This is a genomic window from Acinetobacter tianfuensis, from assembly GCF_003611465.1.
Classification (GTDB): Bacteria; Pseudomonadota; Gammaproteobacteria; order Pseudomonadales; family Moraxellaceae; genus Acinetobacter; species Acinetobacter tianfuensis.
Genome location: NZ_RAXV01000014.1, coordinates 37,913 through 63,924, shown reverse-complemented (window position 1 = coordinate 63,924; position 26,012 = coordinate 37,913). Strand labels below are relative to the sequence as shown.

The following is a 26,012-nucleotide window of genomic DNA, read 5'->3' as shown; positions in this document are numbered from 1 at the left end:
TGAATAATTCAGATGGGCTGAGGCTAATCAATGCAAAACTAAAAAAAGCGATAAAAACAATACTAAGGAATATAAATGAAGCCGTTCAAAACCCAAGTCAAACTGATGTCCTTGACCGCTGCTGCTGGCCTAGCGATTGGTTTATCGTGCACAGCGCAGGCTGCGCCAAGTGTTTTACAAGTAAAAGAAACAGCTAAATCAAGCTATGCAAAAACCAAATATCCTATTTTAATGGTGCATGGCTGGTTAGGCTGGTCAAAAATTGGAACAAATACTATTGGTCTAGACTACTGGTACCAAATTCTTCCAGATATGGCGCGAAATGGTTCAAGTGTATTTGCAGCGCAGCTTTCGCCAGCCAATACCACGGCGCACCGCGGTGAACAGCTGATCACGCAAGTGGAAGATGTTCTGGCCATTACCGGCAACAGCAAAGTAAACTTAATTGGCCACTCTCATGGCGGTCCAACCGTCCTCTATGCGGCGCAAACTAAACCGCAATACATTGCATCCATTACAGGTGTTGCAGGTACTTACCACGGTTCTAAAGTCGCAGATGACATTCAAGGCAATAAGCTGTCCCGCACTGCTTTCAATATTTTAGGCGACTATCTTGTTGGCCCTCTTATTGCGCTTGGCCAATTGAAACCTGAGCTCGAAATCGACTTTGATTCATCCATGAAGTCGCTGTCACAGACAGGTTCTGCACAGTTCAATGCAAGCGTGGCGAAGAATGCGGTTGCCGACGGCGTATTGGCATCTGCTGAAAACTGCAGTAAAAACCTAAAAACCGTGGACCGCAATGGGATTCAATATTACTCATGGACGGGTGTAGCGCAAACAACCAACATTCTTGATATCGACAGCATCCTGATGCAGCTCGGTCCATTATCTTATGGCAATAAAGATAATGACGGCATGGTTGCACGCTGCAGCGCATTCATCGGCAAAGTGATTAAAGATGACTACAAACTCAACCATACAGACCTTGCAAATATGATGTTCGGCTTAACAGGCTTATTTGCGCCAGATCCTGCAGCGATGTACCGCCAGCATGCGAACCGTTTAAAACTTCAAGGACTATAAGTATTAAAAGCCCGAAATATTATCTTTCGGGCTTTTTTATAATGTGATTTATCCACTATAAAAATTGTTACAACTCTGCTTCCCCTCCATCCAGCAACAGTTGCAAATACTGTCTTAGCTTGCTTTGATAGTTGTGACAATAACAATTGTCAGCATTAAAAATAAAACAATGAAGGAATACATCATGAAATATGGACTCTTGGCAGGCTGTCTGTGCTCTTTGCTCTCTATCACTCCTGCAATGGCATCTCAAGCCACACAAGTCACAGCAAGCAAAGTGACTTCCAGTTATGCCAAAACAAAATATCCTATTGTTTTTAATCACGGCATGGCTGGTTTTATTCGTATAGGAACAGACAGCTTTGGCCTAGATTACTGGTATCAAATTCTTCCTGACTTAGCGCGTAATGGCGCGAATGCTTGGGCAACACGCGTTTCCCCATTAAACTCAACTGAAGTCCGCGGTGAACAGCTGCTGCAGCAAGTCTTAGAAATTCGGGCCATGACAGGCGCTCCTAAAGTCAACCTAATCGGACACTCGCATGGCGGCCCGACAATCCGCTATGTCGCTGGTGTACGTCCAGATATCGTTGCTTCACTGACCAGTGTAGCTGGACCGAATAAAGGCTCACCTGTAGCAAACCTGATTTTAAAAGCAGAAGGGAGTGCAGTTGAAGCGCCCTTAGTTGGCGCTGTAAATTTAGTCTCCAAAGCCATTACTTGGGCACAAGGGCTGAACCCAAACAGCTTCCCGCATGATGCTTTGGCTGGAGGCAATAGCCTCACCTTGGCAGGCTCCGCTAAATACAATGCCCAGTTCCCTCTAGGTATGCCGACAACTGCATGCGGTGAAGGCGCTTATCAAGAAAAAGGGATCTATAACTATTCATTTACAGGCATAGGCCAAGTGACCAATCTGCTGGATTTAGATTCTGCACTAAAAGTGACAGCGCTGCTAATTGATGGCGGTAAAGAAAATGACGGCCTTGTATCGCGCTGCAGTGCAAAGTTCGGTAAAACAATCCGCGACAACTACAACTGGAACCACCTAGACGAAGTCAACCAAGTCCTTGGCTTAAAAGCTTTGTTTGCTCCAGACCCTGTTGATGTATATCGCCAGCATGCTAATCGCCTGAAACTTCAAGGCTTATAAACAGTATTCAATTTTTGATGCAGTTTTAATCTAGGGTTAAAGCTGCATCTCATCGGAACTTTGTGACGAACATCACAAAATTAATGTTTTTTACTACTTCCTTTCTATACTGCTTGATGACGAAGGATTCGTTAAAAAAATAAATTTGAGGAAAAATAGTATGCGGCTCAGCATATCAAAGACCTTGCTGTACGGGAAAAAATGAGCTATCAGCGCTCCACCTATGCGCAAACCAAATATCCTATCGTTTTAGCTCATGGCCTATTCGGTTTCGGCAGCGCAGCCGGTATTGATTACTTCTATCAAATCCCCCCAGATTTAGCGCGAAATGGAGCAGATATCTGGACCAGCCAAATGTCTGCCATGAACTCAAGCGAACTGCGCGGTGAACAGCGGCTGCAGCAAGTTCAAACCATCATCGCCTATACAGGCAAAGATAAAGTCAACCTGATTGGCCACAGCCATCGGAGGGCAGTCTATGCGCTAAAATTGCTGACATTCTTGAAGGCGTTTTAGTCGACAGTGTTTTAGAAAAGCCTGCACGGACAATCTTTGACAACTTAGTTTCACCAGCCATTACATTTGCATCTGGCCAAAACCCGCCCCTCTGCCCTTCTGATGTGAAAGCGGTCCTGCAAGCCTTAGGCACAACGAAATCTTTAGCATTTAACCAACACTTCCCAAATGGCGTTCCAACGGACAGCTGCGGTGAAGGCGCTTATCAAGTAAATAGCACCTATTATTCTTCATTTATGGGTAACTCACCCTGCAACACCATACTGGATCCAAGCAGCTATAGCATGCTGGCATCCTCAGTTCTTGCTGGTGATGGTGTTGCAGGACGCTGCTCTTCACGCTTCGGTAAAGTTATTCGTGACACTTACCAATGGAACCGCTTAGATGAAGTTAACCGTTTACTCGGATTAAAAGGCTTATTTTCAGCAGACTCAGTGCAGGTTTACCGTGAACACGCCAACCATTTAAAAATGCAGGGACTTTAAAGCTCAGACATAAAAAAATGCGCCAAAGGCGCATTTTTTTACAGCGATGTAAAACAAATTATTTTGCTTTACGAGCTGGCAATTTTTCACGAATACGTGCAGCTTTACCAGACAATTCGCGTAGGTAGTAAAGTTTAGCACGACGAACGTCACCGCGGCGTTTCACTTCGATACCAGCAACGATTGGAGAGTGAGTTTGGAAAACACGCTCAACACCAACACCGCTAGAAATTTTACGTACTGTGAACGCAGAGTTCAAGCCACGGTTTTTCTTAGCAATTACAACACCTTCAAATGCTTGAAGACGCTCACGATCACCTTCTTTTACTTTAACTTGAACGATTACTGTATCGCCCGGAGCAAAAGCAGGGATGTCTTGTTTAAGCTGTGCATTTTCAACAGCTTGTACTAAAGGATGTTTACCGCTCATGGGGTATCTCCAATTTGTGTGGGCCAGAAGAGGTCTGAATTCCACTGGGGCTAGAGGCTAAGGCGCATAGACCCGATTGACTTTCCCTTTATGCTTGACCGCTTCAATGCATAAAGAGCCTAGTAATAAGATTTAAAAACTTAAATCTTGAAATCTTTTAGCCATTTTTTTTGCTGTTTGCTCAACTCCACGTGTTCAACCAATTCAGGCCGACGTTCAAGTGTACGCTGATAACGCTGCAAAAAACGCCATTTTTCAATATTTGCATGATGCCCTGATTTCAATATTTCGGGCACATCCAAACCTTCAAAATGATCAGGCTTTGTATATTGCGGGCAATCTAAAAGACCATCCACAAATGAGTCTTGCACATGTGACTGCTCATCAGACATTGCACCCGGAAGCCTCCGAATAATACTGTCCAATAAAACCATCGCAGGCAGTTCACCGCCAGACAGCACATAATCCCCTATGGACCATTCCTGATCAACATATTTCTGGATTAGGCGCTCATCGACACCTTCATAACGTCCGCAAAGTACAATCAATCCGTCATATTCGACAAATTGCTGTACTGCAGTTTCATGCAAGGTTTTTCCTTGCGGAGACATATACACCACAGGAACGTTGACTGCACCTGCTTGCTGTGCAAGCTCTTTAGCACGGTGAATTGCTTTTGCCAAAGGCTCAGCCATCATCACCATACCTGGACCGCCACCGAATGGACGTTCATCCACTCTTTTGTAGTTGCCCTCAGCAAACTCACGGGGATTGATGCAATGAACTTGCACAATACTGTTTTTTGCTGCGCGCCCGCTGATACCGTAGGCTGTAATCGCTTCAAACATTTCAGGAAAAAGCGTAATGACTGCAAAAAACATCGCAGACTCCCGTATTTCCAAAAATAATCAGTAATCCACGCCCCAATTCACGTAGATACGACCAGCTTCCAAATCAACCCGCTGCACCACATCTTTATGCCATGGAATCATACGCTCTTCGCCATCAACGCTTGCAACAGTAGCGCGAACTACCATCACGTCATTGGCACCCGTCTCAAACAGTTCGTGAATTTGACCGAGATTAATTTCCTGCTCATCTTCACCCAAGCCTAACACTGTTAAGCCTTTCAAATCTGACCAGTAATACTCATCCACGCCTGCTTGAGGCAGTTGCGATTTTGAAATCCAAACATTTGCGCCAACCAAGTTATCTGCTGCAGTGCGGTCTAAAACCCCCTTCAGCGCGACAACCAGGCCTTTGCCATGCGGTTTCCAGCGTTTTACATCTGCTGTTTGCCAGCCTGCTTTGGTTTCAATATACCAAGGCAGGTAGTCAAAGATGTTGCTCATGGGTTCTGTATTGGAATAGACCCAGAGCCACCCATTTAATCCATATGCTGAACGCAGCTGTCCAATCTGAATACGATCTTCGGGCACATTCTGTGTTGGCGTCATGGGCTACCTGCTATCTAATTTAAAATTATACAGCAGCTGCAGCTTTTTTAGCTTGAGCAGCTAAAGAAGCAACGCGATCAGAAGGTTGAGCACCTTGTGCAACCCAGTGAGCAAAACGGTCAGCATCTAAACGAACTTTTTCTGCTTTACCTTGAGCTGTAGGGTTAAAGAAACCAATACGTTCGATGAAACGACCGTCACGTGCATTACGGCTATCAGTCACAATGATTTGATAGAACGGACGTTTTTTAGCACCACCGCGTGCAAGACGAATAACTACCATGATACAACCTTATAGTTTTTACGGATTATCCCTGTACCGACCATCGATACATTTCAAACCCCTTTCATAGAGGGCGATATTTTACGTTAAATTCATTCAAAGGGAAAGATTAATATTCACTTATCCGCAGCTTTGAATTTATCTTTCATTCCAGCCCAAGCATGTGTCCGTAGATGCATTGAAGCTATCTTTTCCTTTATACCAGCATTGCTGCCCAGCAGAAGTCAAAGTTAAGCCGCCATTGCCTTTTTGCATGCCTGATGAAATTGGTGATGCTGTGAGCGTCCAGCTTGTTGCTGCGGCATTAAAAGATAAAGCATATTGATACAACCCATTTTGAGAATTTGGTGTTGCACTTGAGTATCCTAAACGAGTCAAATTAATTGGCGTAATTGTTGTACCTGATACAGATTGCACATAAGTATAATTCGCTATTTTAAAACGCTGCAGCTGCCCCGCAATTTCCGCCAGCTCCGCCTGCACCTCAGCTCTTTTTGTTTTTTGCACATAGCTTTTATATGCAGGTATAGCAAATGCAGCAATAATGCCTAAAATAGCCACAACAATAATTAGTTCAACCAAAGTAAAACCGCTTTTTTTTACTGCAATTTCCATGCTTCCCCCCCAGTGCCGCAAGTCGTGAAGCTTATATTTGCAGCCGTTTTATTTTTACAGCTCAACCCTTTACTATCAATTAAAAAACTATAGCGACGGCCATCAGACGACAATGCACGAATAATCCAATTCTTACCCGTTGCTCCAGTAGCGCTCAAAGCCACCCCACTACCATCTTTAACTTCTATAGTATATTTAGCTGTTGTCGCAGTAGCACCTAGCGGTAAATAAAGCGGATCGGCGGGAAGCGCGTAACCCAAATAGTTAAACTGCCTAGATTTCTGATGCTCTAAATCCCGCATGATTTTCTGGATTTCTTGCTGCGCGCTATTTTCTTCAGATTTTCTGACATAGCTTTGATAAGACGGCAGGACAATGGCTGCCATAATGGCAACCACCATCACAACAACCATCATCTCTACAAGTGTAAATCCTTTCATTTTGATGATCATTTACACTGCATCCTTAATTTTTCTCATACCAGCTTTGCGGAATCAATTTATTGGCTGCACCATATGTGATGCCAGTAATTTTATTCCCGTTCGGCAAACTTCCTAGTGGCGCAATAATACGGCGGTCAGCTCCATTCGCACCTGGCCCCATAGTAATGCCTAAAAGCCCCTTGCCTAATACCAGCGTATTGTTTGCAACAGTATCACCATTTAGACATTGGCCATACGGCATGCAGAAACGGTGCGCGCGGCTGTTTCCATAGATCCCTGCACCGCATGATTCAGTTGTCCCCACGCCCTCTGCATCAAAGGTACTGACATAAAGGTCATTATCAATAGCAATCAAATCACCCTGAACTTTTTCAATTGCTCTACGAGTATCATTAGATGCTAAATTAGGCGATACAAAAGAGTAGTACCATCCTTTATAATTTGAATTCTCTTTATTGGCAGCCAAATTTGCAGGCGGTGTGCCTGCCGTTGTAGCGTTTAGTTCACGATTTGCACTGGTTAGCTCATACAAATCAGACTGTATCGGACTCGTAGGCAATGTCACTGCCGCGGGATTAGCATCGGTTACGACCTTGTCATAAATATTATAAATTGCATCATTTGTTAATGTTGTATTTAGTGCATCGGTTTCACCAGCTACAATATAACCAGTATTCACTTTTTTACCCAGCAATGGCGTACTGCGGTTTCCTGAACCTATACTGATCACAGCAAATAATCCACCTGTTCCTTGGTACACGGTAAAGGCTGGCATTTCATAAAAACGCGGACTCACACCATTGGCTACATGCCCATTATAAATGCGAGTAATTTGTTTGGCATAATTCGCTGCCGTGCCGCTCGCATTATGCGCACCGTCCAAATCGATACGGAATACTTGTCCGCCCAAATCACCAAAATACAAATGATCGACATCGCCATCACCATCGCGGTCAACCCCTTTAATTTGACTGACTACACTGTATTTTAGGTGATCACCATCACCAATGAGTGTTTTTCCTGCTACTGCAGGTGTTTTCACAGCATCATAGCTAGACCATAAAAATTCACCAGTATTGGCATCAAACATATAAACGCCTGCTCCGATGCCCGCACCAGTACCAGTCGCAGTATTTTGTGCTACTGAATCTTGATTATAATTAAAGGTTTCATAGCCTGGGTCATAACCGCCGCCAACAAGCATCACTAAACGGCGCTTGCCTTTCCACTGCACATTAGCAATGGTTGGTTTCGACCAACTCTGTCCCATTTTTGCCAAGTTCGCATAACGTGCTGATTCAGCTGTACTCGACGGGGTTGCAAAACCATCCACACTGCTTGTTACAGGGTTAATACGGAATTTAATTCTAGGCTGATTATCTGTTGCCTCAGCCATTTTTGTTAAATCTAAAGCATAATAACTGCGCCCGCCCATACGCAAACCGCCATACACCCATTGCTTGCCATATTTAGATGGGGTGTCATAGACTTTGAACTGATCTGCAGTGCTGTTATAAACATATTCTGTATGTGCTGTCCAAGCGCCATCAACACCATAGTACAAATTATTCATACCATTTGAGGTGCCGCCCTCTACAACGGTTTGCGGCGGATCTAAAAATGCTTTCCCTTGAGCTGCCAGCATTTCTTGCGGCACAAATGCAAAGACTTCCTGCCCAGCTGTATTTCCAACCGTCGTTATCTCATCTGACTTACCAGCTTTCACTACATGCAGTACACCCTGCGTCGTACCAAATAACACATAGTCATCACGATTCGTGGTGTCATTTCCCGTAGTCGAGTTGACAATTTTACCTGATTGTGTTAACAGCACTGGCGTAGAGTGCATCACCGCGCCAATTTGACGCAATTCCGTTGCAGAGACCTCTGGTAAGTTTAGTAGTGTATCTACTCCAGCAGGGTTAGAGTTATTTAAAGCTGATACCTGTGCTTCTGTGATCTTATAGCCCAAAAGACCTAAATAATAACCAAGAGTTTTAGGGGCAGTTTTAATATAAGTCTCATCCACAGTAATAGGAGTTGTTCCATTGCTGGTAAATACTTTACGGTTTAAGGTTGAACCGGTTTTTTTCAAATTTAAACGGCTGAGCAAACCGCCTAATGCTTTTAAGCCCTGCTGTTCTGCAGTTAAAGTTGTGCCCGTTGCATAATTTGGTGTCCAAAGGTCTTCATTGGTCTTATTCAACACTCCTGCACTGCTAAATAAAGCAGTATTACTTTTATCTATTAATAGACCGCCAGACACATTGTATTTTTTTAAGTTGCCTGTCCAAGCGCGAAAGTCTTCAGAAGGTCTTGGCTCAAACTGCGGGAAATAAGAATAAGGCTGAATGACTGAGGTATTCAGTACATCTTGCGGAATAGCAGACGTTCCAGTGGTAATTGCTGGAATTGGAACTTTGATTGAATTTACGAAGTTCGTTACACTTTCAACAATATCAGCTGTATTCGCAGCGCTATACCAACCGCCTTTACCAGCGACTGCCGCCTGAGAGGCATCCAAAGCATTCCCCTTAAACTTTCCTTCTAGCCACGCGTTATTGTAGGTTAATAAGTTTTCAGCAACATATGGAACAGTCTGAGAACTGTCATTTTTATCTGTAAAACTAAAATCTTTACCAAACCCAACCACTGCTGTTTTGATTTCAAGTCCTTGCTGAGAAGCAAGTGCTGCACCAAGCCTCTTATTGACTGCTTTCTCAATAAGTTTAGATGCTCCTTTTTGAATACAATCCCAACTATCATTTTTACCACTACATGAAATAGAAGTACCTGATAAAATTATATTCGTTCTTGTTGCAGCAGAACTTACACTATCTGAGGTTTCATTTGGCGCGCCATCAGTTAATAAATATGTTCCAAAACCAGCACACGCAGTCTCACTAGAAGATGTGGATTTAAGAAGCCCTGTAATACCTACACTATAACCAGCAGCCAGCGGCGTACCCGAATCCTTTAAAAATGCTTTATTAGATATAGGGATATTCTGAACAATATCTAATAAAGCCGCTCGATTAGTATCATTCATCACAGCCGGTGCAAATAAAACACCTGTTTTCGGAAATTGCGTGATGCCCACTATCGTTGTATCTTTTAAACGCTCCGACTCATTAGAACTATTCAATAATGTAAATAAGCTCTTTTTTAATGAAGTTAAACGATCAGGACACCAAAATTGAGTAACTTTACCCGATTTATTTTGTTCTGGCTCGCATGATTTTATTATATTGGCCTTATTCGTAGCATTACTTATATTAGGCTCACCCTTATTATTAGCATTAACTGAGCAATACGTTCCATTAAACTTATAAATTGTACGATTAAAAGTTGTTGATACCTCTCGATATTCTGTATCATCACAATCCATTCCAAAATCTTTTTTAATAGGACCAGAGCCAGACATAGAACCTGACACATCCAGCACCATCATCAATGAAGCCCCACCAGTAGTCGGCGCTTTATAAATCTCAATATCACTGGCATAAGTCGTTGCAGTTTGACATAACATTGCAGTTGAGAGGGCTGTTAAGCTAGTTACCAAACCCTGTTTATATTTTTTAGTATTCATTTCTGTATCTCCTTAAGGGGCTGGCTTGCTTAATGTTTGCGTCAAAGCATAATTAGCAACTTGTGTATGTGTTGGTACACCTAGGTTCGCCAAACAAGCTGAAACCGTCACTTTAGCCAACTGCAAACCTGCTTTCTTTGCCTCACTCGCCGCCTTATCGCCTGCCGAAGTCGCTGGGTCATTAATTTTTGTATCTTCACTTGCAATATCCACATCCAGCTCACTTTGCTTACTAGAAGGAATACTATTAAACCGTGAGTTAAAACATGTATTTACTGCAGCTTTTAGTTCACTGTCACTCATGACATCATTTGAACTTAAATTTGGAAAAATTGAAGTCGCATAAATGGTATACATTTGCGCTGGATCTTTTTTTGAAGATTCAGGGTCTGTACCTTTCTGCATATGCTGGAAAGCAACTGCATCTTTTGCATCCATTGCTTTAACCACTATTTGCGTTATCACAGCACTGCGTCCAGATGTAAAAAAACCGCTTTCCATTTTACAAAAACCAGTACTGCCCAAACCATCATTGGCAACAGAAGAGCCATTCCAGCTAATCAAGCTTGACTTAGAAAGGCTAAAAAAGTCCGTATTCCCAGATTTGAAACAAAAAACCAGCTCTTTACCCACATTATCCTCACCTTTGATATAGCCAAACATACCGTTCAGCGCCATGTTTTTTAATAACTGGTCAGGGTCTTCAATCTTAAATAATGCAGCATCTGAGTTCTGAAGCAGCAGCTGCTGCGCCTGACTCATCGTAGATACTTTTAACGAAAGCACACTCGAACGAATTGCCAAACTGCCTATTAGCGTAATCGCAACCAATAACAGCAATACAATAATTAAAGTTGCTCCAACTTGGTTTTTTCTCATGAGCGGTCTCCCAGCGCATTTCTTAAAGCAACAGTCTGCATAATTGGCACTCTAAGATAGCGGTTTGGAAAATCTGTTTTTTGCGTAAAGGTTTGCCCGAATAAAGTAAACTCTTGAGCTGTCGAAATCGAACGCTCACTGCTCTTATCTGGCGCACGGGCAATAATTCCTAACTGTACAGCTAAAATACGCGGTTTAGCTGTACTCGCGTTATATTGCGCGACAGTCATATAACGCTTGCCATCCACCAAAAAACGCACACGAAATAAATCAACGCGCTTCATAATAATTTCACCGCTGCCATACAAGCCCGATGTCGATGTTGACTCCAAAGCTGTTGCCGTAGTTAAATCCGCTGCATATCGGCTAGATGCGCAAGCTAAAGCGGAACGCTCTGCATCAGCACCACCGCCATTCGCATCTGTGCGTATAAAATAACGCTCTAAAATATAAATATCGGTACGATCAATTAATCTGCCTGAACAATCATAACCGCCTGTTTCGATTGGCTTATATTGAATCACCAATTGATCATTCACAGCATCTGCATAGCTGATTCCATTTTTGATTTGCATATTGCTGGCACCAAGATTTGCCGTTACAAATTTCGTTGCGAAGTTAGGATCCAATGTGACTTTGTCACTGATATTTGCTGAACTAAAGACGATACCAGACAAATTAGACGTACTGCTCAAACTTGCTGAAGGACTATTTAAATTCGCTTGTCTAATATTTTTTGCAATGTAGTTCAAACCAAAGTTCTGATCATCCTGCAGATCAGCAGCGCTTTTTTGCACAGCAACGTTACGTTGCCCACTCAGAAATAATAGCAGTGCTGAAGCAACAATAATTAAACCCAAGCCAATCGAAATCATCAGCTCAATCAGAGTAAATCCGGTTTGCTTTTTCATATCAATAAACCTCCATCATTACGCATGTGGAGCTTGTTCTATAAGCATTACCGTTCACACAAGAATTTGTATCTGTTGAGCTATTGGATGCTACCGTATCTCCCCAAGCGACAAATATGCAATAACGTTTATTGTTTGCTGCAGTATTTCCTGGGCATTCGGCCATCCCCAAATTCATGCCATATTGCAATGAATAGTTATAAAGCTCATTGACGTCATAATCAGCCAACTCAGAAGCGGAACATTCTGCTGTTAATGCTGCACAATCTTTCGTTCTATCAGCCTGAAGCGCTGTCGTTGAAAATTCTGTAAAATAGGATTTAGGCGAAGCTGCAAATGTCCAGCCACTTCGATTTACCCTTACCCGCTCCGCCAGATCACGAGCAATATTAATTGCCTGAATACGCTGTGTTCCCTCGGCAGTTGCCTCCATAGCACGAACTTGCAGCATGACATAACCCAATACACCAATGGCCAAAACAACCAAGGCAATCAAGACTTCCATCATACCCACACCCTTTTGAGATGATCTTGTGCTCATGGACAACCCCCATCTTCTATTTTTTCAATTTGACCAAATTTCGTTAAAGTGATTTTTTTGGCTGTTGTTGGCTTAGCAGTGGTTGCACCCGATGTCTTGCAGAGCACAATCTCAGAAAATGCACTGGTCATCACACCGCTGCCATTAAACTTCAGCTTATTGTTTGCAGGCGTTTTCAAAACCACTGTTCCGTCTGGAGTCCAATACATTTCTGTTGCCGTATTAGAAGACGACGAAGCCAGATTCAAAGTGATTACCCTTTTCTCTAAAATCGCTTTAGTCCGTGCTGCCTTAATCTCCTGCACAAGAGTATTGGTACTTTTTTTCAGATTTTGATTCGCATTAATCGCATTAAAAGAAGGCACCGCCATCGTTGCAATAACTGCCAGCACGACAACCGTGATCATAAGTTCAATGAGTGTGAACCCCTTGCTTTTATACATGCGCCCCCCTACAACTCTTAAAACACTGCCCTATTTAAAATAATATCCGTTTCACCGACAAAACGAATACAAATAGAGATAAAAGGTATAAAAAAACAGATCATTGCCAAAAAGCAATGATCTGTCAATTTTTATAAATATATCAAAATGTTAAACAATAGGCACTTTATGCTTGAGTTACAGGAATACGCAACTCTTTTGGCAAACTAAAGGTAATATTTTCTTCACGGCCTGCGAGTTCTTGCGGTGCAACCGCACCCCAATCCTGCAAACGCTGCAGTACTTGCTTAATTAAAATTTCAGGCGCAGATGCGCCAGCCGTTACCCCAATTTTTGCATCAGGCGCAAACCAATCTTGCTTGAGTTCATCGGCATTATCGACCAAATAAGCATGCTTGCCCATGCGCTCCGCCAGCTCACGCAAACGGTTCGAATTTGATGAGTTCGGCGAACCCACAACCAAAACAACATCACACTGAGCAGCCAAATCACGCACCGCATCCTGACGGTTTTGCGTGGCATAGCAAATATCATCCTTACGCGGACCCTGAATTTGCGGAAATTTCACGCGCAAAGCATCTATGACCTTCGCTGTGTCATCAATAGATAATGTTGTTTGCGTCACAAAGGCAACACGCTCAGGATCTTTAATTTCCAATTGGGCAACATCCTGCTCATCTTCTACCAAGTAGATTGCGCCGCCCTGCTTGGTATCATACTGCCCCATAGTCCCTTCGACTTCCGGATGACCTTCATGACCAATCAAAATCGCTTCCACACCTTCACGCGCATATTTTGTGACTTCAATATGCACTTTCGTCACAAGCGGGCAAGTTGCATCAAAAACTTTTAAACCGCGGCGTTCCGCTTCCTGCTGTACAGCCTTAGATACGCCGTGCGCACTGAAAATCACAATATTGCCGTCTGGAACTTCATCCAGCTCTTCCACAAAAACAGCACCGCGCTGACGCAAATCATCCACCACAAACTTGTTATGCACGACTTCATGGCGAACATAAATCGGCGGATTAAACACCTCTAGAGCACGATTTACAATCGCAATGGCACGGTCTACGCCTGCACAAAAACCACGTGGATTAGCCAATACAATTTCCATAGAACCCTCGATGTTCGTATTGATGGATACAATTAAAACGGAAAATTTTAAACAAAACCAAACTTAACTATTTTGTTTGAACCGCGTCTACTCTAAAATAGAGAAGATATTTTATCATATCAGGAAAAATATCATGTCGGGTCTCTTGTTTGTCGTTTCTGCTGCGTCTGGAACAGGCAAAACATCCCTCGTTAAAGCCCTGCTTGAGCGTGTAAATAACTTACATGTTTCTGTTTCGCACACGACTCGCGGTCAACGTCCCGGCGAATTAAACGGCGTACACTACCATTTTACTCAAAAAGAAGATTTTCTTGCGCTGATTAATCAAGGCGGTTTTATTGAGTACGCTGAAGTTTTTGGCAACTATTACGGCACAGCTCAGCAAACCGTAAAAGAACAGTTAGCAAAAGGCCATGACGTATTGTTAGAAATTGACTGGCAAGGCGCAGAGCAGGTTCGCAAGCTTTTTCCTGAATCAAAACAAATCTTTATTCTTCCGCCTAGCCAGTTTGATTTGCGCCAGCGCCTATCCAACCGCGGCACAGACACTGTAGAAGTCATTGAACACCGCTTAAGCTGTGCTGTTGAAGACATGCAGCAATACAGCAATTTTGACTATATCATTATTAATGATGACTTCAATAAAGCGCTGCATGACTTGGAAGCAGTGATTATTGCCAATCGCTTAGTGCTTTCTCAGCAGGCGAACCGCCATCAAGAACTGATTCAAAAATTAATTACACCTAAGCCGCTGTGATTAAAACTTGAGTCTACAAGCAAAGCGCCTTATACTTCGCAGTCTGTTTAAAATTTAATATTCAAACGAGAATTCTTATGGCACGCGTAACCGTTGAAGATTGTTTAGACCATGTAGACAACCGCTTTGAGCTTGTACTAGTGGCAAGCAAACGCGCGCGTCAATTGGCACGTCAAGGCATTGAACCTACTGTTGAGTGGGACAATGACAAGCCGACAGTTGTTGCTTTGCGCGAAATTGCGGAAGGCCACGTATCAAAAGAGATTCTGAAGCAGCGTGATCAAGACTACCAAACGTCTAGCCTTGACCTTGCTCTTTCTGCAAATAATTTGAACTTGGATGGCTTCTCCTTCCAATAATCAAATTTGATATAAAAAGCCTAGTGTTTCACTAGGCTTTTTTATTGTTTGCACTTTAATCTTGGCGCAATTCACGTTATAACTTAAGTTAAGAAATTCTTATCTGCTTCTAATTTTTTTGTCTTTTTTGCATGAATAAATTGACAAGCCATGCAATATGCATTTCATTAGAAGATTACCCGTTTCATTTGAAAATTCAGCAGTAAAAGGTGTTCTATGCCAGGCCCAGAGGTCAGTCAAGCCAAGCAGCAGCTTAAAATCATTATCGACGCTTATCTTCCGGAAAGTGAGGTCGTTCGTGTGCTCGAAGCTTGTGACTATGCCGATACCGCCCACGACGGCATTACCCGTAAAAGCGGAGAACCCTATATCCTGCACCCTATCGCAGTCAGCTGTATTTTGGCGCATATGCGCTTAGACGCAGAAACGTTAATGGCTGCCCTTTTACATGATGTCATTGAAGATACAGACTTTAGCAAAGAAGATATCAGTGAAAAATTCAGCAAAACTGTGGCCGAGCTGGTCGATGGCGTCACGAAGCTCAGCCAGTCCAGCGATAAAGAATACAATAAAGCGGCCTCTTTCCGAAAAATTCTGCAAGCCACCTTACAAGACCCGCGTGTCATTATTATTAAACTGGCTGACCGCTATCATAATATGACCACATTAGAGGCGCTGCGCCCTGATAAACGCGCCCGCATTGCTAACGAAACTTTTGAAATTTTTGTGCCTATGGCGCGCTTGGTCGGCATGAATGAAATGGCTGACAATCTTGAGCACCTCTGTTATCAAAATCTAGATTTAGACATGTATAACAATGTTCAGGAAGCCTTGGCTGAAACCAAATCCAAACGATGCGAATATCAAGCTAAGTGGGAAAATAACTTAGCGGCGCTGCTTCAAGAACATCAAATTCCCGGGCGGATTAAAAAGAAAAATAATAATATTGAGCTGCTGCGCCACTTTGTTAAAAATGACATTGACCTGCAGGAACTCACCCATAGCCACGCATTTGAAATTATTCTGCAAAGTATTGCCGACTGCGACCGCATTGCAGATATTTTGCGCAGCAGTTTCCAAGTGCTGCATTTTGAAGACCATATCCGCCGCCCGCTGCCTGGCGGCAATCAATCCTTAATGATGCGCCTAAAAGGCGAAAAAACCACACTGTCTGTAACCATTCAAACCGAGCTGATGCGTAAAGCTGCGCGCTTTGGCGTAGTCTTGGGCGAAAATGCGCCGCAAGCTTGCCGTTCGGCTATTCAGGCATCCATGCAGAATCTGAATGTGTTAGTTGGCGGAGAGTGCGCAAAAACAACGTTCAGCGAGCTGCTGGATTATCTTCATCAAGAAAAAATTTGGGTTTATACACCGCATGGACATTTGCATGAGCTGCCTCAAGGCGCAACTGCAGTCGACTTTGCCTACTCAGCCAGCCTATTTTTAGGCAACCACGCTGTAGGCGCCAAAGTAAATGGTGAAACTAAACCGCTTTCGACCCCGCTGATGAGCGGTCAAGTTGTCGAAGTGATTACCGACGTACTGGCAACGCCAAACCCCGACTGGCTCAGCTTCGTGAATACGCAAAAAGCACGCCGCGCTCTGCAAAATATTCTGCGCGAACAGGATATTGATGAACAGCGGCTTGTCGGCCAGCAAGCCTTAAATCGCGCATTGCGCCTGTTTAATCTCTCTGTAAATGACTTAACTGAAGACGACTGGCAAGATATTCTGCAATGGCGCCATATTCCAGATCAAAACACCCTTTTTGAACAAATTGCAGTTGGAGATTTATTGCCTCAGCTGGTCGCAAATCATTTATTTGCGCAAGACAGTGTACATGCTAAAAATAACTCTGACCGTCTAATTCAAGGCACAGAAGGCATTGATGTAAAATATGCACACTGCTGCAACCCTGTGCTCGGCGATCAGATTCAAGGCCATTTATCACGCCGCGGTCTGATTGTTCACCACTCACGCTGTCACAATTTACTGCATGAGCAGCATTTGCACCCTGAAAATATTATGCCGCTTCAATGGAACCAAGAAGAAATTGAAGACATCAGTTTCAGCGCCTACTTATGCATTGACATGAGTATTTCTGATGAACAGCTTTCAGAAGTCATTTACCAGTGCCGTAAACAAAAAGTAGGTGTAGAATCAGTCCGCACCCACGAAGGCAAAACCTATGTGAATATCGTCGTGCATAACCGTAAGCAAATTGCCCAGATTATCCGTGATCTGCGCATGCTTTTAGGTTTCCCGCGTATTTCGCGCTTAGCACAGCCTTTAAACGTCACTGAGGCATCAAAGGCAAGCTAACAGCTGTGCGGTAGAATCCTTTGGGATTTACAGCACACCTATCAAGAACACCGTATAAGGAGAAAATGATGTCCCGCCAAGTAATCCATACTGAAAATGCGCCTGCTGCTATTGGCACATACTCTCAAGCAATTTTAGCCGGCAATACCCTGTACTTGTCTGGCCAAATTGGCTTAGATCCTTACAGCATGGAATTGGTTGAAGGCATTGAAGCTCAAATCCGCCGTGTTTTTGATAATTTAAAAGCAGTTTGCGAAGCAGCTGGCGGCTCATTGGCAGATATCGCCAAATTAAACATCTTCATGACTGACCTTTCACACTTTCAGCTGGTCAACCAGATTATGGGCGAATACTTTGCTCAGCCTTACCCAGCTCGAGCTGCGCTAGGCGTTGCAGCACTGCCTAAAGGCGCTTTAGTTGAAATGGACGGAATTGTTATTATTAATCAATAAAATAGATTAAAACATAAGAGACCGCCAATAAAGCGGTCTTTTTTTATTCAAAAACTCAATCAACATTCATCAAATAATTAAATGATTTTAATTGACAAACGATAACAATTATCAATAATATCACTTATCTTATTTATTCCTGTGATTGTATCAATGTACGTTTGCTTGTGCCGCGGTATTACAGATCAAGATATTAAAGACGCTATCGCCAATGGTGCAGAAAGCTATCGTGAAGTGCGCGATTTGCTTGACCTAGGCACATGCTGCGGCCGCTGTGCGCCAGAAGCCCGCGCCATTATCAGCGAAGAAGTCGCTCTTATTGCCTCTCGGTTAGCAATAGCGGCATAACACATAATCAAAATAATAAATCAGTAATCGAAAGATTATTCCTCCTTCCCCGCCATGACTCTAGGCGGGTTTATTTTTAAGTCCCGATTGTATTTGATTGCGATTTTCATTTGCTGTTCAATAAATTACTCGCCTAAAGCCACGTTCTTGTTTAATATATTTTTATATTCTGTTTTTAGCCGGCAATGCATGCGGCAAATTTATTTGATGGAGCAAGTGCAATGAAAGGCAATCGTGACGTGATTAATCAACTGAATCAGGTGCTATACCATCATTTAACAGCGATTAACCAATATTTTTTACATTCACGCATGTTTAATGATTGGGGGATTGAACAGCTGGGTTCTGCGGAATATAAAGAATCCATCCGCCAAATGAAGCATGCCGATAAAATTATTGAACGCATTCTATTCCTAGAAGGCCTGCCGAATTTACAGCACCTAGGTAAGCTTTATATTGGCCAGCATACTGTCGAAATGCTGAACTGTGATGTACGTAAAGTACAGGAAAATATTGAAGCGATTCAAAAAGCAGTTGCTTTAGCTGAAACTCAAATGGATTATGTGACCCGCGACTTGGTTCAAGAAATTTTAGAGAAAGAAGAAGAGTGGCTGGATTGGGCAACCACTCAACTCGATCTTGTTGAAAATGTCGGTGTTGAAAATTATATTCAGAGTCAGATTTAAATGTTTTAAAGCCCGCAAGTTGCGGGCTTTTTATTAAATTCCTTTACATACACTGGGTAAGTATAGCTGCCTAATCTCTGCAGATGCGCACTCCCAGCGTGCTGATCCATTGCCAGCATAATCCATCATTGCAAAAATGAGTTTTTTACCAGCAACGCCTGCATTCATTCCTGAACTATTGAAAGTAAACTCAAAAGCACATAATGCACTAGGATATGTTGTATTTAAGCCGATACTTTGTACGTATTTAGAATTGATTAATCCCGTAGATACAACACCCATTTCAACCAAAGATGTTGGACAAGCTCCCGTATCACCATAAACTGTAATTAAATCACTTTTATATGCGCTAGCCATACTTAGAGCTTCGGAAACGTGCGCACGTGTTGTGTAATTTTGATAGGCAGGGATTGCTATGGCCGCCAAAACGCCAATAATTGCAACTACAATCATGAGTTCAATTAATGTAAAGCCTCTTTGCATTTTAATTTCCTAAACTATCAGATCATATAATTTTCCATCAAAAATCATGCCAAATATTTTTTTAAATAAAAATCAAAAGCTTATTTTTGTTTTATTTTGATATATGTCATTTTTTGTCTTAATATAACAAACTATATCACTTTTTTAACGCCAAGAATTATATACAATCGGATCTACAGCTTTTTTAGTTTATTTAAAATGACCACAAAAAAAATTTTAATGATTACTCGAAACCTACCGCCACTTATTGGCGGTATGGAAAGATTAAACTGGCATATAGCAGATGAGTTGAGCCAACAAAATGAAGTTCTTTTATTAAGTCATATTGAAGCTAAAAAACAAGCACCCACCCAATGTAAATTTTATGGCGTTGCACTCAATCCATTACCTATTTTTTTAATCTTTGCTTTTTTTAAAGCATTCTTTATTTGTTTATCACAAAAACCGGATGTGATTTTTGCTGGAAGTGGCTTAACCGCACCAATTGTCGTTTTTTGGGCAAAGGTTTTTAGAAAAAAAAGTATTATTTATCTTCATGGTCTAGACATAAGCAATAATAGCCATGCATATCAAAAAATTTGGATTCCTTTTATTCGCTCAGCAGATTCCATTATCTGCAATAGCACCCCTACAAAACAATTAGCATTAAATAAAGGAATAAAAGACTCAAAAATCTCCATCATCCATCCAGGTGTCAATTTCCCACCAAAAGAAAAAAATGAAGATCTCACCAAGAAATTAAAAGATAAATTTAGCCTCCATAACAAAAAAATCCTACTTTCTGTTGGGCGACTTACCGAAAGAAAAGGACTACTGGAATTTATTCAAAACTGCTTACCGCAAATAGTCCAAGTGTCTCCGAATACCATTCTTTTAATTATTGGCGATACAGCCAATAATGCATTAAACAATAAGTTCCAAAATAAAGAAGACCTACTAAAAGCTGCCAAGAAGATAAATATTGATCAACATATTATTTTTACTGGAGCTGTAGATGAAGAAACTCTGATTCAGTTTTATTACATGGCTACAATACATGTATTTCCCGTAAAGCACATCCCAAATGATCCCGAAGGATTTGGCATGGTTGCTATTGAAGCTGCATCATATGGTCTACCAACCATAGCATTTGCTACAGGAGGAATCATTGATGCGATTAAAAATCAAGAGAGCGGTTTTCTAATTAGAAGCCAAAATTATCCTGAATTCACGGCTTGCGCCATTCAAATATTAAATAATCCATCTATAATTCAAACAGAACCATGTAAAAATTTTGCCAAAAAATTTGCATGGCATAATTTAGCTGAAAAATTTAAAAAGGTCTTAAATTAAAAGAATGGACGTACTATTTATTGGTAAAAGATTTTACACAAATCGTGATGCTTATAATGAAAAATTTGGTCGCATATATCAAATTCCTCACTATATATCCCAAAAAAAGACGACCCATCTTTGGCTTATTGACTACCACACTCGAAATATAAACAGATCAAGTGATCAACAATTAGAAATTACCACTACACCTGTCTTTAGCTTAATGTTTCTTTATATGATATTTAAAATGATATTTAAAAGACCAAAGTTAATTATTGCGAGCGGTGACTGCTATATTGGCTTATTAAGTCTCATTTTATCCAAAATTACTCGTTCAAAGTTTATTTTTGATGTATATGATAAATATGATACTTTTTCAGGATATCGAAATTTATTTGGAATCAACTTATATCAATTACTACTTAAAAAATCAGATATGTGCCTTTTCCCAAGTTTAAAATTATTAAATGATACCAAGGATATATGCAAAAAAACATTTTTTGTACCAAATGGAATAGATGAAAACCTTTTCCATCCAAAAGATAAAAGTCTAGCACGACAAACCTTTAATTTAAAAAATGGCGATTTATATATAGGCTACTTTGGCAGTATGGAAATTGAAAGAGGAATTGATGACCTAATTCAAGCCACAAAATTAGTGCGAAAAATAGGTATCGACTTAAAAATACTAATTGGTGGTACAAAAAGATTAGATTTAAATCTAGATGATGCGTTTATTCATTACTTAGGCAATATTCCTTTCAATACAGTCTCTACAGCAATGTCATGCTGTGACTTGCTCGCACTTCCGTATAGAAAATCATCATTAATGGATCATGGATCATCATGTAAAATTGCTGAGTATCTAGCACTTCAAATTCCCATTGTAAGTACAAATAGTACTAATTTTTCTTCAAACTTTAACTTAAGTAAAAATGACATATCAATACTATCAGAATGCTCTGATCCCGATAGCTTTGCACAAGCAATACTGCACCAACTTAAAAATCCACATTACTTCATAGCAAAAGATGACCGTACTTGGATTTCGATTAATCGGCAATTATATACAATGCTATTTAAGGAGGAGTAAGCGCTTCAATATTTTCAATACAAATAAGATAAATTGAATCCACTTATTCTTTCCAAGCAATAGCTGAACTCTAAACTTTTCGGTACATGTGCCAATCACATCTTCACTGCTCACACCACTTGTACCAAACTCCCCGACAACAGAGTCCAACTGAATAGTTTTAGCACCATTTTCACAACACTGCATTATAAACAATTGATCTGCAGCAATAGGAAATTTTCTAGAATAAAATCCATATTCAAAATGCAAATTTCTTTTTATTAATGCACCAAGAGAATGACATGTAATATAAGCACACTGATCAAACAACCATGCCCCTCCCTTCCTCACATGAACTAAATGACCATTTTTATGAACTATACCCGTAATAATATCAACAGAATGACCTATCCCACTTTTATAATCTTGAATAGCATTTTCATAAAAAACATCATCAGCCCCAGCAACTAAATAATATTCACCTGAACAAGCCTTAATACCTTTATTCAAGGCATCATAAATTCCAAAATCCGGCTCAGAAATAATTTTGATATTTAGATCGGTTATACTCTTTAAGATTTCCAATGTTCGATCTGTGGAAGCCCCATCAACCACAACCCATTCAAAATCTTTATCTTTTTGGGCTCTGAGGCTCTCTATCAAATTTTGTATACACGATTCAGCATTATAAGCAGCAGTAATTACACTAATTTTATATTTATTATTTCCCAACATTACTGAACACGTCCATATAAATCTTCAAAACGATGAATATCATCTTCGCTCAAGTACGAACCTGTCTGTATTTCAATCAATTCCAGAGGAATACGACCAGGATTTTCTAAAGAGTGAATTTCGCCAATAGAAATATATGTTGATTCATTTTCACTTAATAAAAAAGTATTCTCGCCTTTTCGCACTTTAGCAGTCCCCTTCACAACAATCCAATGTTCTGCGCGATGATGGTGTAACTGTAAAGATAACTTTTGGCCTTTATTTACGGTTATTCGTTTCACTTGATAACGAGTTCCCACATCTATACATTCGTATTTTCCCCACGGCCTAAAAGCTTCACAGTGGATTGTCATTTCAGTTCTTTTATTATCCTTTAAAATTTGTACGATATCTTTAACATGCTGTACATAACCTTGATTCGCAATCAATATTGCATCTTTTGTTTCCACGATAATCAAGTTATTAACACCGAGAAGACTGACCAATTTATCATGTGCATAGACTAAATTATTTTGACTCTGTAACTGGATAACATCACCTTTAATGACATTCTGATTGACATCTTTTTCTTGAATATCCCAAAGTGCTGACCAAGATCCAATATCACTCCAACCTGCATCTAGTTGAACCATAATCAAATGATCCACCTTCTCAATTAATGCATAGTCAATTGAAATATCAGCACATTGTTTAAATTCATTTATGCCTATACGAATAAAATCCAAATCAGCTTTCGCTTGTACATAAGCATTTATACATGCTTTTTTAATATCGCTTGCATATTGATCTATCAATCTTAAAAACTCAATAAGATCAAACATGAACATACCGCTATTCCACGCATAATGTCCAACGCTTAAATATTCTTTTGCGGTTTCGAGATCAGGCTTTTCCACAAAATCATCTACATAATATATAGATTCCGAATCTAAAGACTTACTATATTTTATATAGCCATAACCTGTTTCGGGGTAGATTGGTTTAATCCCAAATATTACAACAGGTGCAATATTCAAATAATTATAAGCTTGCTCAATACTGAATTTAAATGCTTCATGATTTTGTATTTCATGATCAGCGGAAAGGATAAATAAGCGAACATTTTGTTGTTGATATTTTTTTTGAGCATGCAATGCAGCGAGTGTTATTGCTGGCGCTGTATTTCTTCCGATTGGTTCCAGAATAATGTCTGCGTTATGAATATCGATCTCTCTTAATTGTTCAGCAACGATAAAGCGGTGTTCTTCTCCACAAATAATCATCGGAGCTGCAAAAGGTAAATCTAAGTTCCTTAGTCTTAGAATTGTATTTTGCAACAAAGAATGCTCATTTAATAATCTTAAGAATTGTTTTGGATAACTACTACGAGATAATGGCCATAAACGTGTACCAGAACCTCCCGCCAAAATCACAGGAACAATCATCCTCTTTCCCCAAATCAGACTTGTCTTAATTGATTTTCATTTTCTATAAACCAATCATACGTGATTTTAAGACCTTGTTTTAGTCCGATTTTAAAATTCCACCCCAATTTATTTAATTTTTGACTATTTAATAATTTACGTGGAGTTCCATCAGGTTGTGTTGAATCAAAAATCAGCTGTCCTTTGTAACCTACAACATCTTTAATTACATGTGCTAGTTGCAAGATTGAGACTTCTTCATTAGTTCCAATATTGATATGAGACATCATTGGTGTAATATGTTGCTGATAAACACTGAACTCTAGGTTTTGAATATGCACACAAGCTTCAGCCATATCATCAACATATAAAAATTCACGTAATGGCAGTCCTGTGCCCCATATCGCCACATCATCTAAATTAGCTACTTTCGCTTCATGAATTCGTCGTATCAATGCTGGAACGACGTGACTATTTTGAGGATGAAAATTATCATGAATGCCATATAAATTTGTTGGCATCACACTTCTATAATCACGCCCATATTGCCGATTATAACTTTCACACATCTTGATCCCTGCAATTTTTGCAATTGCATAAGGTTCATTAGTCGGTTCTAAATATCCTGTCAATAATGCCGCTTCAGCAATAGGTTGTTGTGCTAATTTAGGATAAATACATGAAGACCCTAAAAATAGTAATTTTTGCACATCATTACAATGTGCCGCATGTATTATATTATTCTGAATCATTAAATTTTGATAAATAAAATCAGCTGGATATTGTGAATTTGCTCCAATACCACCAACTCTTGCTGCTGCTAAGTAGATTTGATCTACTTTATTTTGTTTGAAGAAAGTATTTACAGAAGCTTGATTACACAAATCCAGCTCCTGCTTTGATGTCGTTATAATTTCACACGTTTGATCTTGCTCAAGTTGCCGAATGATCGCTGAACCCACCATTCCTCTAGAACCAGCCACAAAAATACGCTGCGAATTCATAACTTATTTTTCCAAAGAAACATCTATAGTAAAACCATGCTGTTTTAATAAAGAATTTTTTTGCGCTGCTTTTAAATCATGTTGAATCATTTCTGCACATAACTCTTTGACACTAATTTTAGCTTTCCAGCCTAATTCTTGTTCTGCTTTTGTTGCATCACCCAGTAGAGTTTCAACTTCTGCAGGTCGAAAATATCTTGGATCAACTCTTACAATAATTTGCCCTATTTCTAAAGCAGGGCATTGTTCTGAGTGAATTGATTCAATAATACCCACCTCCTCAATGCCTTCCCCCTCAAAACGCAGCTGAATGCCAAGTTCGCTTGCTGACCATTCTACAAACTGACGAACGCTATACTGTTCTCCAGTGGCGATAACGTAATCTTGTGGCTGATCCTGTTGCAACATCATCCACTGCATTTGCACATAGTCTTTAGCATGCCCCCAATCTCGCAGTGCGTCCATATTCCCTAGATATAAACATTCTTCTAGACCTACAGCCATATTGGCAAATGATCGGGTGATTTTACGTGTTACAAAGGTTTCTCCGCGTCTCGGAGATTCGTGATTAAACAAAATTCCATTACAGGCAAACATGCCATAGGCTTCACGATAGTTCACTGTGATCCAATATGCATATAATTTAGCTACTGCATATGGTGACCGCGGGTAAAATGGTGTCGTTTCTTTTTGCGGAGTTTCTTGTACCAAACCATACAATTCAGAAGTCGAGGCTTGATAAAATTTGGTTTTTTTCTCTAAACCCAAAAAACGAATAGCCTCTAATAAGCGCAATGTACCTAATGCATCGACGTCCGCAGTATATTCAGAAGATTCAAAACTGACCGCCACGTGAGATTGTGCAGCCAAGTTATAAATCTCATCTGGCTGTACTTCATTGATAATACGCGTTAAGTTTGATGAATCAGTCAAATCTCCGTAGTGAAGTACTAAGCGTTGATGATCCACATGCGGATCTTGGTAAATATGATCTATTCGCTGTGTATTAAAGTTTGAAGCGCGTCTCTTTATGCCATGCACTTCATAACCCTTTTCTAATAAAAACTCAGCCAAATATGAACCATCTTGACCAGTTATTCCAGTGATGAGCGCTTTTTTCATTTCCATC

At 40.6% G+C, this 26,012-nt stretch carries 29 protein-coding genes; 12 read left to right on the top strand and 17 right to left on the bottom strand.

The window, feature by feature from the left end:
• The first annotated feature begins 105 nt into the window (after nt 1–105).
• The 4 genes from D7V32_RS07990 to D7V32_RS07975 all read left to right on the top strand — a co-directional run bounded on the left by D7V32_RS07990 (nt 106) and on the right by D7V32_RS07975 (nt 3,240).
• Complete coding sequence (locus D7V32_RS07990) at nt 106–1,086, top strand: lipase family alpha/beta hydrolase (RefSeq protein WP_407641540.1); 981 nt, start codon at nt 106–108, stop codon at nt 1,084–1,086.
• 184 nt (nt 1,087–1,270) lie between these two features.
• Entirely contained in the window at nt 1,271–2,239 is a 969-nt protein-coding gene (locus D7V32_RS07985; protein WP_120402357.1) for an esterase/lipase family protein, read from the top strand.
• Between the two features lie 201 nt (nt 2,240–2,440).
• Nucleotides 2,441–2,755 (top strand): esterase/lipase family protein, encoded by a 315-nt coding sequence (locus tag D7V32_RS07980; RefSeq protein WP_120402356.1) that lies wholly within the window; start codon nt 2,441–2,443, stop codon nt 2,753–2,755.
• 104 nt (nt 2,756–2,859) lie between these two features.
• Complete coding sequence (locus D7V32_RS07975) at nt 2,860–3,240, top strand: hypothetical protein (protein ID WP_120402355.1); 381 nt, start codon at nt 2,860–2,862, stop codon at nt 3,238–3,240.
• A 58-nt stretch (nt 3,241–3,298) separates the two neighbouring features.
• Here D7V32_RS07975 and rplS read toward each other — a convergent pair whose 3' ends face one another.
• From rplS to ispH, 12 genes are all read right to left on the bottom strand, one after another.
• A complete protein-coding gene (gene rplS / locus D7V32_RS07970) occupies nt 3,299–3,670 on the bottom strand; it encodes a 50S ribosomal protein L19 (RefSeq protein ID WP_107006919.1) in 372 nt (123 codons plus the stop codon).
• A 140-nt stretch (nt 3,671–3,810) separates the two neighbouring features.
• Nucleotides 3,811–4,551 (bottom strand): tRNA (guanosine(37)-N1)-methyltransferase TrmD, encoded by a 741-nt coding sequence (trmD, locus tag D7V32_RS07965; RefSeq protein WP_120402354.1) that lies wholly within the window; start codon nt 4,549–4,551, stop codon nt 3,811–3,813.
• Between the two features lie 27 nt (nt 4,552–4,578).
• Complete coding sequence (gene rimM, locus D7V32_RS07960; RefSeq protein ID WP_120402353.1) at nt 4,579–5,127, bottom strand: ribosome maturation factor RimM; 549 nt, start codon at nt 5,125–5,127, stop codon at nt 4,579–4,581.
• A gap of 25 nt (nt 5,128–5,152) precedes the next feature.
• Nucleotides 5,153–5,410 (bottom strand): 30S ribosomal protein S16, encoded by a 258-nt coding sequence (gene rpsP, locus D7V32_RS07955; protein WP_120402352.1) that lies wholly within the window; start codon nt 5,408–5,410, stop codon nt 5,153–5,155.
• Nucleotides 5,411–5,548: 138 nt separating this feature from the next.
• Nucleotides 5,549–6,025: a type IV pilin protein gene (locus tag D7V32_RS07950; protein ID WP_120402351.1), complete on the bottom strand. Its 477-nt coding sequence runs from the start codon at nt 6,023–6,025 to the stop codon at nt 5,549–5,551.
• Complete coding sequence (locus D7V32_RS07945; protein WP_120402350.1) at nt 6,010–6,477, bottom strand: type IV pilin protein; 468 nt, start codon at nt 6,475–6,477, stop codon at nt 6,010–6,012. The genes D7V32_RS07950 and D7V32_RS07945 overlap by 16 nt, the downstream gene beginning before the upstream one ends.
• 13 nt (nt 6,478–6,490) lie before the next feature.
• Nucleotides 6,491–10,057 carry a pilus assembly protein gene (locus D7V32_RS07940; RefSeq protein ID WP_120402349.1) on the bottom strand — a complete coding sequence of 1,189 codons (3,567 nt, stop codon included), beginning with the start codon at nt 10,055–10,057 and terminating at the stop codon, nt 6,491–6,493.
• A gap of 12 nt (nt 10,058–10,069) precedes the next feature.
• A complete protein-coding gene (locus tag D7V32_RS07935; RefSeq protein WP_120402348.1) occupies nt 10,070–10,936 on the bottom strand; it encodes a pilus assembly protein PilX in 867 nt (288 codons plus the stop codon).
• Complete coding sequence (locus tag D7V32_RS07930; RefSeq protein ID WP_120402376.1) at nt 10,933–11,847, bottom strand: PilW family protein; 915 nt, start codon at nt 11,845–11,847, stop codon at nt 10,933–10,935. The genes D7V32_RS07935 and D7V32_RS07930 overlap by 4 nt, the downstream gene beginning before the upstream one ends.
• Before the next feature lies 1 nt (nt 11,848).
• Nucleotides 11,849–12,388: a type IV pilus modification protein PilV gene (gene pilV, locus D7V32_RS07925; RefSeq protein WP_171407609.1), complete on the bottom strand. Its 540-nt coding sequence runs from the start codon at nt 12,386–12,388 to the stop codon at nt 11,849–11,851.
• Nucleotides 12,385–12,831, bottom strand: a complete 447-nt coding sequence (locus tag D7V32_RS07920; protein ID WP_120402346.1) for a pilus assembly FimT family protein — start codon at nt 12,829–12,831, stop codon at nt 12,385–12,387. The genes pilV and D7V32_RS07920 overlap by 4 nt, the downstream gene beginning before the upstream one ends.
• Nucleotides 12,832–12,997: 166 nt before the next feature.
• Nucleotides 12,998–13,948, bottom strand: coding sequence for a 4-hydroxy-3-methylbut-2-enyl diphosphate reductase (gene ispH, locus D7V32_RS07915; RefSeq protein WP_120402345.1), 951 nt, complete (start codon nt 13,946–13,948; stop codon nt 12,998–13,000).
• 133 nt (nt 13,949–14,081) lie between these two features.
• Here ispH and gmk point away from each other — a divergent pair, with 133 nt between their 5' ends.
• The 6 genes from gmk (at nt 14,082) to bfr (ending at nt 18,872) form a co-directional block, all read left to right on the top strand.
• Nucleotides 14,082–14,705, top strand: coding sequence for a guanylate kinase (gene gmk, locus D7V32_RS07910; RefSeq protein ID WP_120402344.1), 624 nt, complete (start codon nt 14,082–14,084; stop codon nt 14,703–14,705).
• A 77-nt stretch (nt 14,706–14,782) separates the two neighbouring features.
• Entirely contained in the window at nt 14,783–15,064 is a 282-nt protein-coding gene (gene rpoZ, locus D7V32_RS07905) for a DNA-directed RNA polymerase subunit omega (RefSeq protein WP_120363916.1), read from the top strand.
• Between the two features lie 216 nt (nt 15,065–15,280).
• Nucleotides 15,281–17,386, top strand: a complete 2,106-nt coding sequence (locus tag D7V32_RS07900) for a RelA/SpoT family protein (protein WP_120402343.1) — start codon at nt 15,281–15,283, stop codon at nt 17,384–17,386.
• A gap of 68 nt (nt 17,387–17,454) precedes the next feature.
• Nucleotides 17,455–17,838 carry a RidA family protein gene (locus tag D7V32_RS07895; protein WP_120402342.1) on the top strand — a complete coding sequence of 128 codons (384 nt, stop codon included), beginning with the start codon at nt 17,455–17,457 and terminating at the stop codon, nt 17,836–17,838.
• Between the two features lie 153 nt (nt 17,839–17,991).
• Nucleotides 17,992–18,186 carry a bacterioferritin-associated ferredoxin gene (locus tag D7V32_RS07890; protein WP_120402341.1) on the top strand — a complete coding sequence of 65 codons (195 nt, stop codon included), beginning with the start codon at nt 17,992–17,994 and terminating at the stop codon, nt 18,184–18,186.
• Between the two features lie 221 nt (nt 18,187–18,407).
• Nucleotides 18,408–18,872, top strand: a complete 465-nt coding sequence (bfr, locus tag D7V32_RS07885; RefSeq protein ID WP_120402375.1) for a heteropolymeric bacterioferritin subunit Bfr — start codon at nt 18,408–18,410, stop codon at nt 18,870–18,872.
• Nucleotides 18,873–18,905: 33 nt separating this feature from the next.
• Here the strand turns inward: bfr and D7V32_RS07880 are convergent, their stop codons facing one another.
• Nucleotides 18,906–19,355: a pilin gene (locus D7V32_RS07880; protein ID WP_120402340.1), complete on the bottom strand. Its 450-nt coding sequence runs from the start codon at nt 19,353–19,355 to the stop codon at nt 18,906–18,908.
• Between the two features lie 198 nt (nt 19,356–19,553).
• On the opposite strand from D7V32_RS07880, the gene D7V32_RS07875 reads away from it, so the two are divergent.
• Entirely contained in the window at nt 19,554–20,687 is a 1,134-nt protein-coding gene (locus tag D7V32_RS07875; RefSeq protein ID WP_120402339.1) for a glycosyltransferase family 4 protein, read from the top strand.
• A gap of 4 nt (nt 20,688–20,691) precedes the next feature.
• Nucleotides 20,692–21,762, top strand: coding sequence for a glycosyltransferase (locus D7V32_RS07870; RefSeq protein WP_120402338.1), 1,071 nt, complete (start codon nt 20,692–20,694; stop codon nt 21,760–21,762).
• Here D7V32_RS07870 and D7V32_RS07865 read toward each other — a convergent pair.
• From D7V32_RS07865 to gmd, 4 genes are read right to left on the bottom strand one after another with little or no spacing between them, the layout of a single operon-like run.
• A complete protein-coding gene (locus tag D7V32_RS07865) occupies nt 21,745–22,476 on the bottom strand; it encodes a glycosyltransferase family 2 protein (RefSeq protein ID WP_120402337.1) in 732 nt (243 codons plus the stop codon). The genes D7V32_RS07870 and D7V32_RS07865 overlap by 18 nt on opposite strands.
• A complete protein-coding gene (locus tag D7V32_RS07860; protein ID WP_120402336.1) occupies nt 22,476–23,900 on the bottom strand; it encodes a mannose-1-phosphate guanylyltransferase/mannose-6-phosphate isomerase in 1,425 nt (474 codons plus the stop codon). The genes D7V32_RS07865 and D7V32_RS07860 overlap by 1 nt, the downstream gene beginning before the upstream one ends.
• A gap of 14 nt (nt 23,901–23,914) precedes the next feature.
• A complete protein-coding gene (gene fcl / locus D7V32_RS07855) occupies nt 23,915–24,883 on the bottom strand; it encodes a GDP-L-fucose synthase (RefSeq protein ID WP_120402335.1) in 969 nt (322 codons plus the stop codon).
• Nucleotides 24,884–24,886: 3 nt separating this feature from the next.
• A complete protein-coding gene (gmd, locus tag D7V32_RS07850) occupies nt 24,887–26,011 on the bottom strand; it encodes a GDP-mannose 4,6-dehydratase (protein ID WP_213072545.1) in 1,125 nt (374 codons plus the stop codon).
• Nucleotide 26,012 lies beyond the last annotated feature (1 nt).

Bases quoted from the DNA above. Each gene is read 5' to 3' on its own strand.
- trmD (WP_120402354.1), bottom strand. From the start codon at position 4,551: ATGTTTTTTGCAGTCATTACGCTTTTTCCTGAAATGTTTGAAGCGATT.
- gmd (WP_213072545.1), bottom strand. From the start codon at position 26,011: ATGGAAATGAAAAAAGCGCTCATCACTGGAATAACTGGTCAAGATGGT.
- D7V32_RS07990 (WP_407641540.1), top strand. From the start codon at position 106: ATGTCCTTGACCGCTGCTGCTGGCCTAGCGATTGGTTTATCGTGCACA.
- gmk (WP_120402344.1), top strand. From the start codon at position 14,082: ATGTCGGGTCTCTTGTTTGTCGTTTCTGCTGCGTCTGGAACAGGCAAA.
- D7V32_RS07865 (WP_120402337.1), bottom strand. From the start codon at position 22,476: ATGTTGGGAAATAATAAATATAAAATTAGTGTAATTACTGCTGCTTAT.
- rimM (WP_120402353.1), bottom strand. From the start codon at position 5,127: ATGACGCCAACACAGAATGTGCCCGAAGATCGTATTCAGATTGGACAG.
- D7V32_RS07935 (WP_120402348.1), bottom strand. From the start codon at position 10,936: ATGAGAAAAAACCAAGTTGGAGCAACTTTAATTATTGTATTGCTGTTA.
- D7V32_RS07980 (WP_120402356.1), top strand. From the start codon at position 2,441: ATGAGCTATCAGCGCTCCACCTATGCGCAAACCAAATATCCTATCGTT.
- D7V32_RS07895 (WP_120402342.1), top strand. From the start codon at position 17,455: ATGTCCCGCCAAGTAATCCATACTGAAAATGCGCCTGCTGCTATTGGC.
- bfr (WP_120402375.1), top strand. From the start codon at position 18,408: ATGAAAGGCAATCGTGACGTGATTAATCAACTGAATCAGGTGCTATAC.
- D7V32_RS07890 (WP_120402341.1), top strand. From the start codon at position 17,992: ATGTACGTTTGCTTGTGCCGCGGTATTACAGATCAAGATATTAAAGAC.
- D7V32_RS07920 (WP_120402346.1), bottom strand. From the start codon at position 12,831: ATGTATAAAAGCAAGGGGTTCACACTCATTGAACTTATGATCACGGTT.
- D7V32_RS07870 (WP_120402338.1), top strand. From the start codon at position 20,692: ATGGACGTACTATTTATTGGTAAAAGATTTTACACAAATCGTGATGCT.
- D7V32_RS07900 (WP_120402343.1), top strand. From the start codon at position 15,281: ATGCCAGGCCCAGAGGTCAGTCAAGCCAAGCAGCAGCTTAAAATCATT.
- D7V32_RS07880 (WP_120402340.1), bottom strand. From the start codon at position 19,355: ATGCAAAGAGGCTTTACATTAATTGAACTCATGATTGTAGTTGCAATT.
- D7V32_RS07985 (WP_120402357.1), top strand. From the start codon at position 1,271: ATGAAATATGGACTCTTGGCAGGCTGTCTGTGCTCTTTGCTCTCTATC.
- rpoZ (WP_120363916.1), top strand. From the start codon at position 14,783: ATGGCACGCGTAACCGTTGAAGATTGTTTAGACCATGTAGACAACCGC.
- D7V32_RS07945 (WP_120402350.1), bottom strand. From the start codon at position 6,477: ATGATCATCAAAATGAAAGGATTTACACTTGTAGAGATGATGGTTGTT.
- fcl (WP_120402335.1), bottom strand. From the start codon at position 24,883: ATGAATTCGCAGCGTATTTTTGTGGCTGGTTCTAGAGGAATGGTGGGT.
- rpsP (WP_120402352.1), bottom strand. From the start codon at position 5,410: ATGGTAGTTATTCGTCTTGCACGCGGTGGTGCTAAAAAACGTCCGTTC.
- D7V32_RS07930 (WP_120402376.1), bottom strand. From the start codon at position 11,847: ATGAAAAAGCAAACCGGATTTACTCTGATTGAGCTGATGATTTCGATT.
- pilV (WP_171407609.1), bottom strand. From the start codon at position 12,388: ATGAGCACAAGATCATCTCAAAAGGGTGTGGGTATGATGGAAGTCTTG.
- rplS (WP_107006919.1), bottom strand. From the start codon at position 3,670: ATGAGCGGTAAACATCCTTTAGTACAAGCTGTTGAAAATGCACAGCTT.
- D7V32_RS07940 (WP_120402349.1), bottom strand. From the start codon at position 10,057: ATGAATACTAAAAAATATAAACAGGGTTTGGTAACTAGCTTAACAGCC.
- D7V32_RS07950 (WP_120402351.1), bottom strand. From the start codon at position 6,025: ATGGAAATTGCAGTAAAAAAAAGCGGTTTTACTTTGGTTGAACTAATT.
- D7V32_RS07875 (WP_120402339.1), top strand. From the start codon at position 19,554: ATGACCACAAAAAAAATTTTAATGATTACTCGAAACCTACCGCCACTT.
- ispH (WP_120402345.1), bottom strand. From the start codon at position 13,948: ATGGAAATTGTATTGGCTAATCCACGTGGTTTTTGTGCAGGCGTAGAC.
- D7V32_RS07860 (WP_120402336.1), bottom strand. From the start codon at position 23,900: ATGATTGTTCCTGTGATTTTGGCGGGAGGTTCTGGTACACGTTTATGG.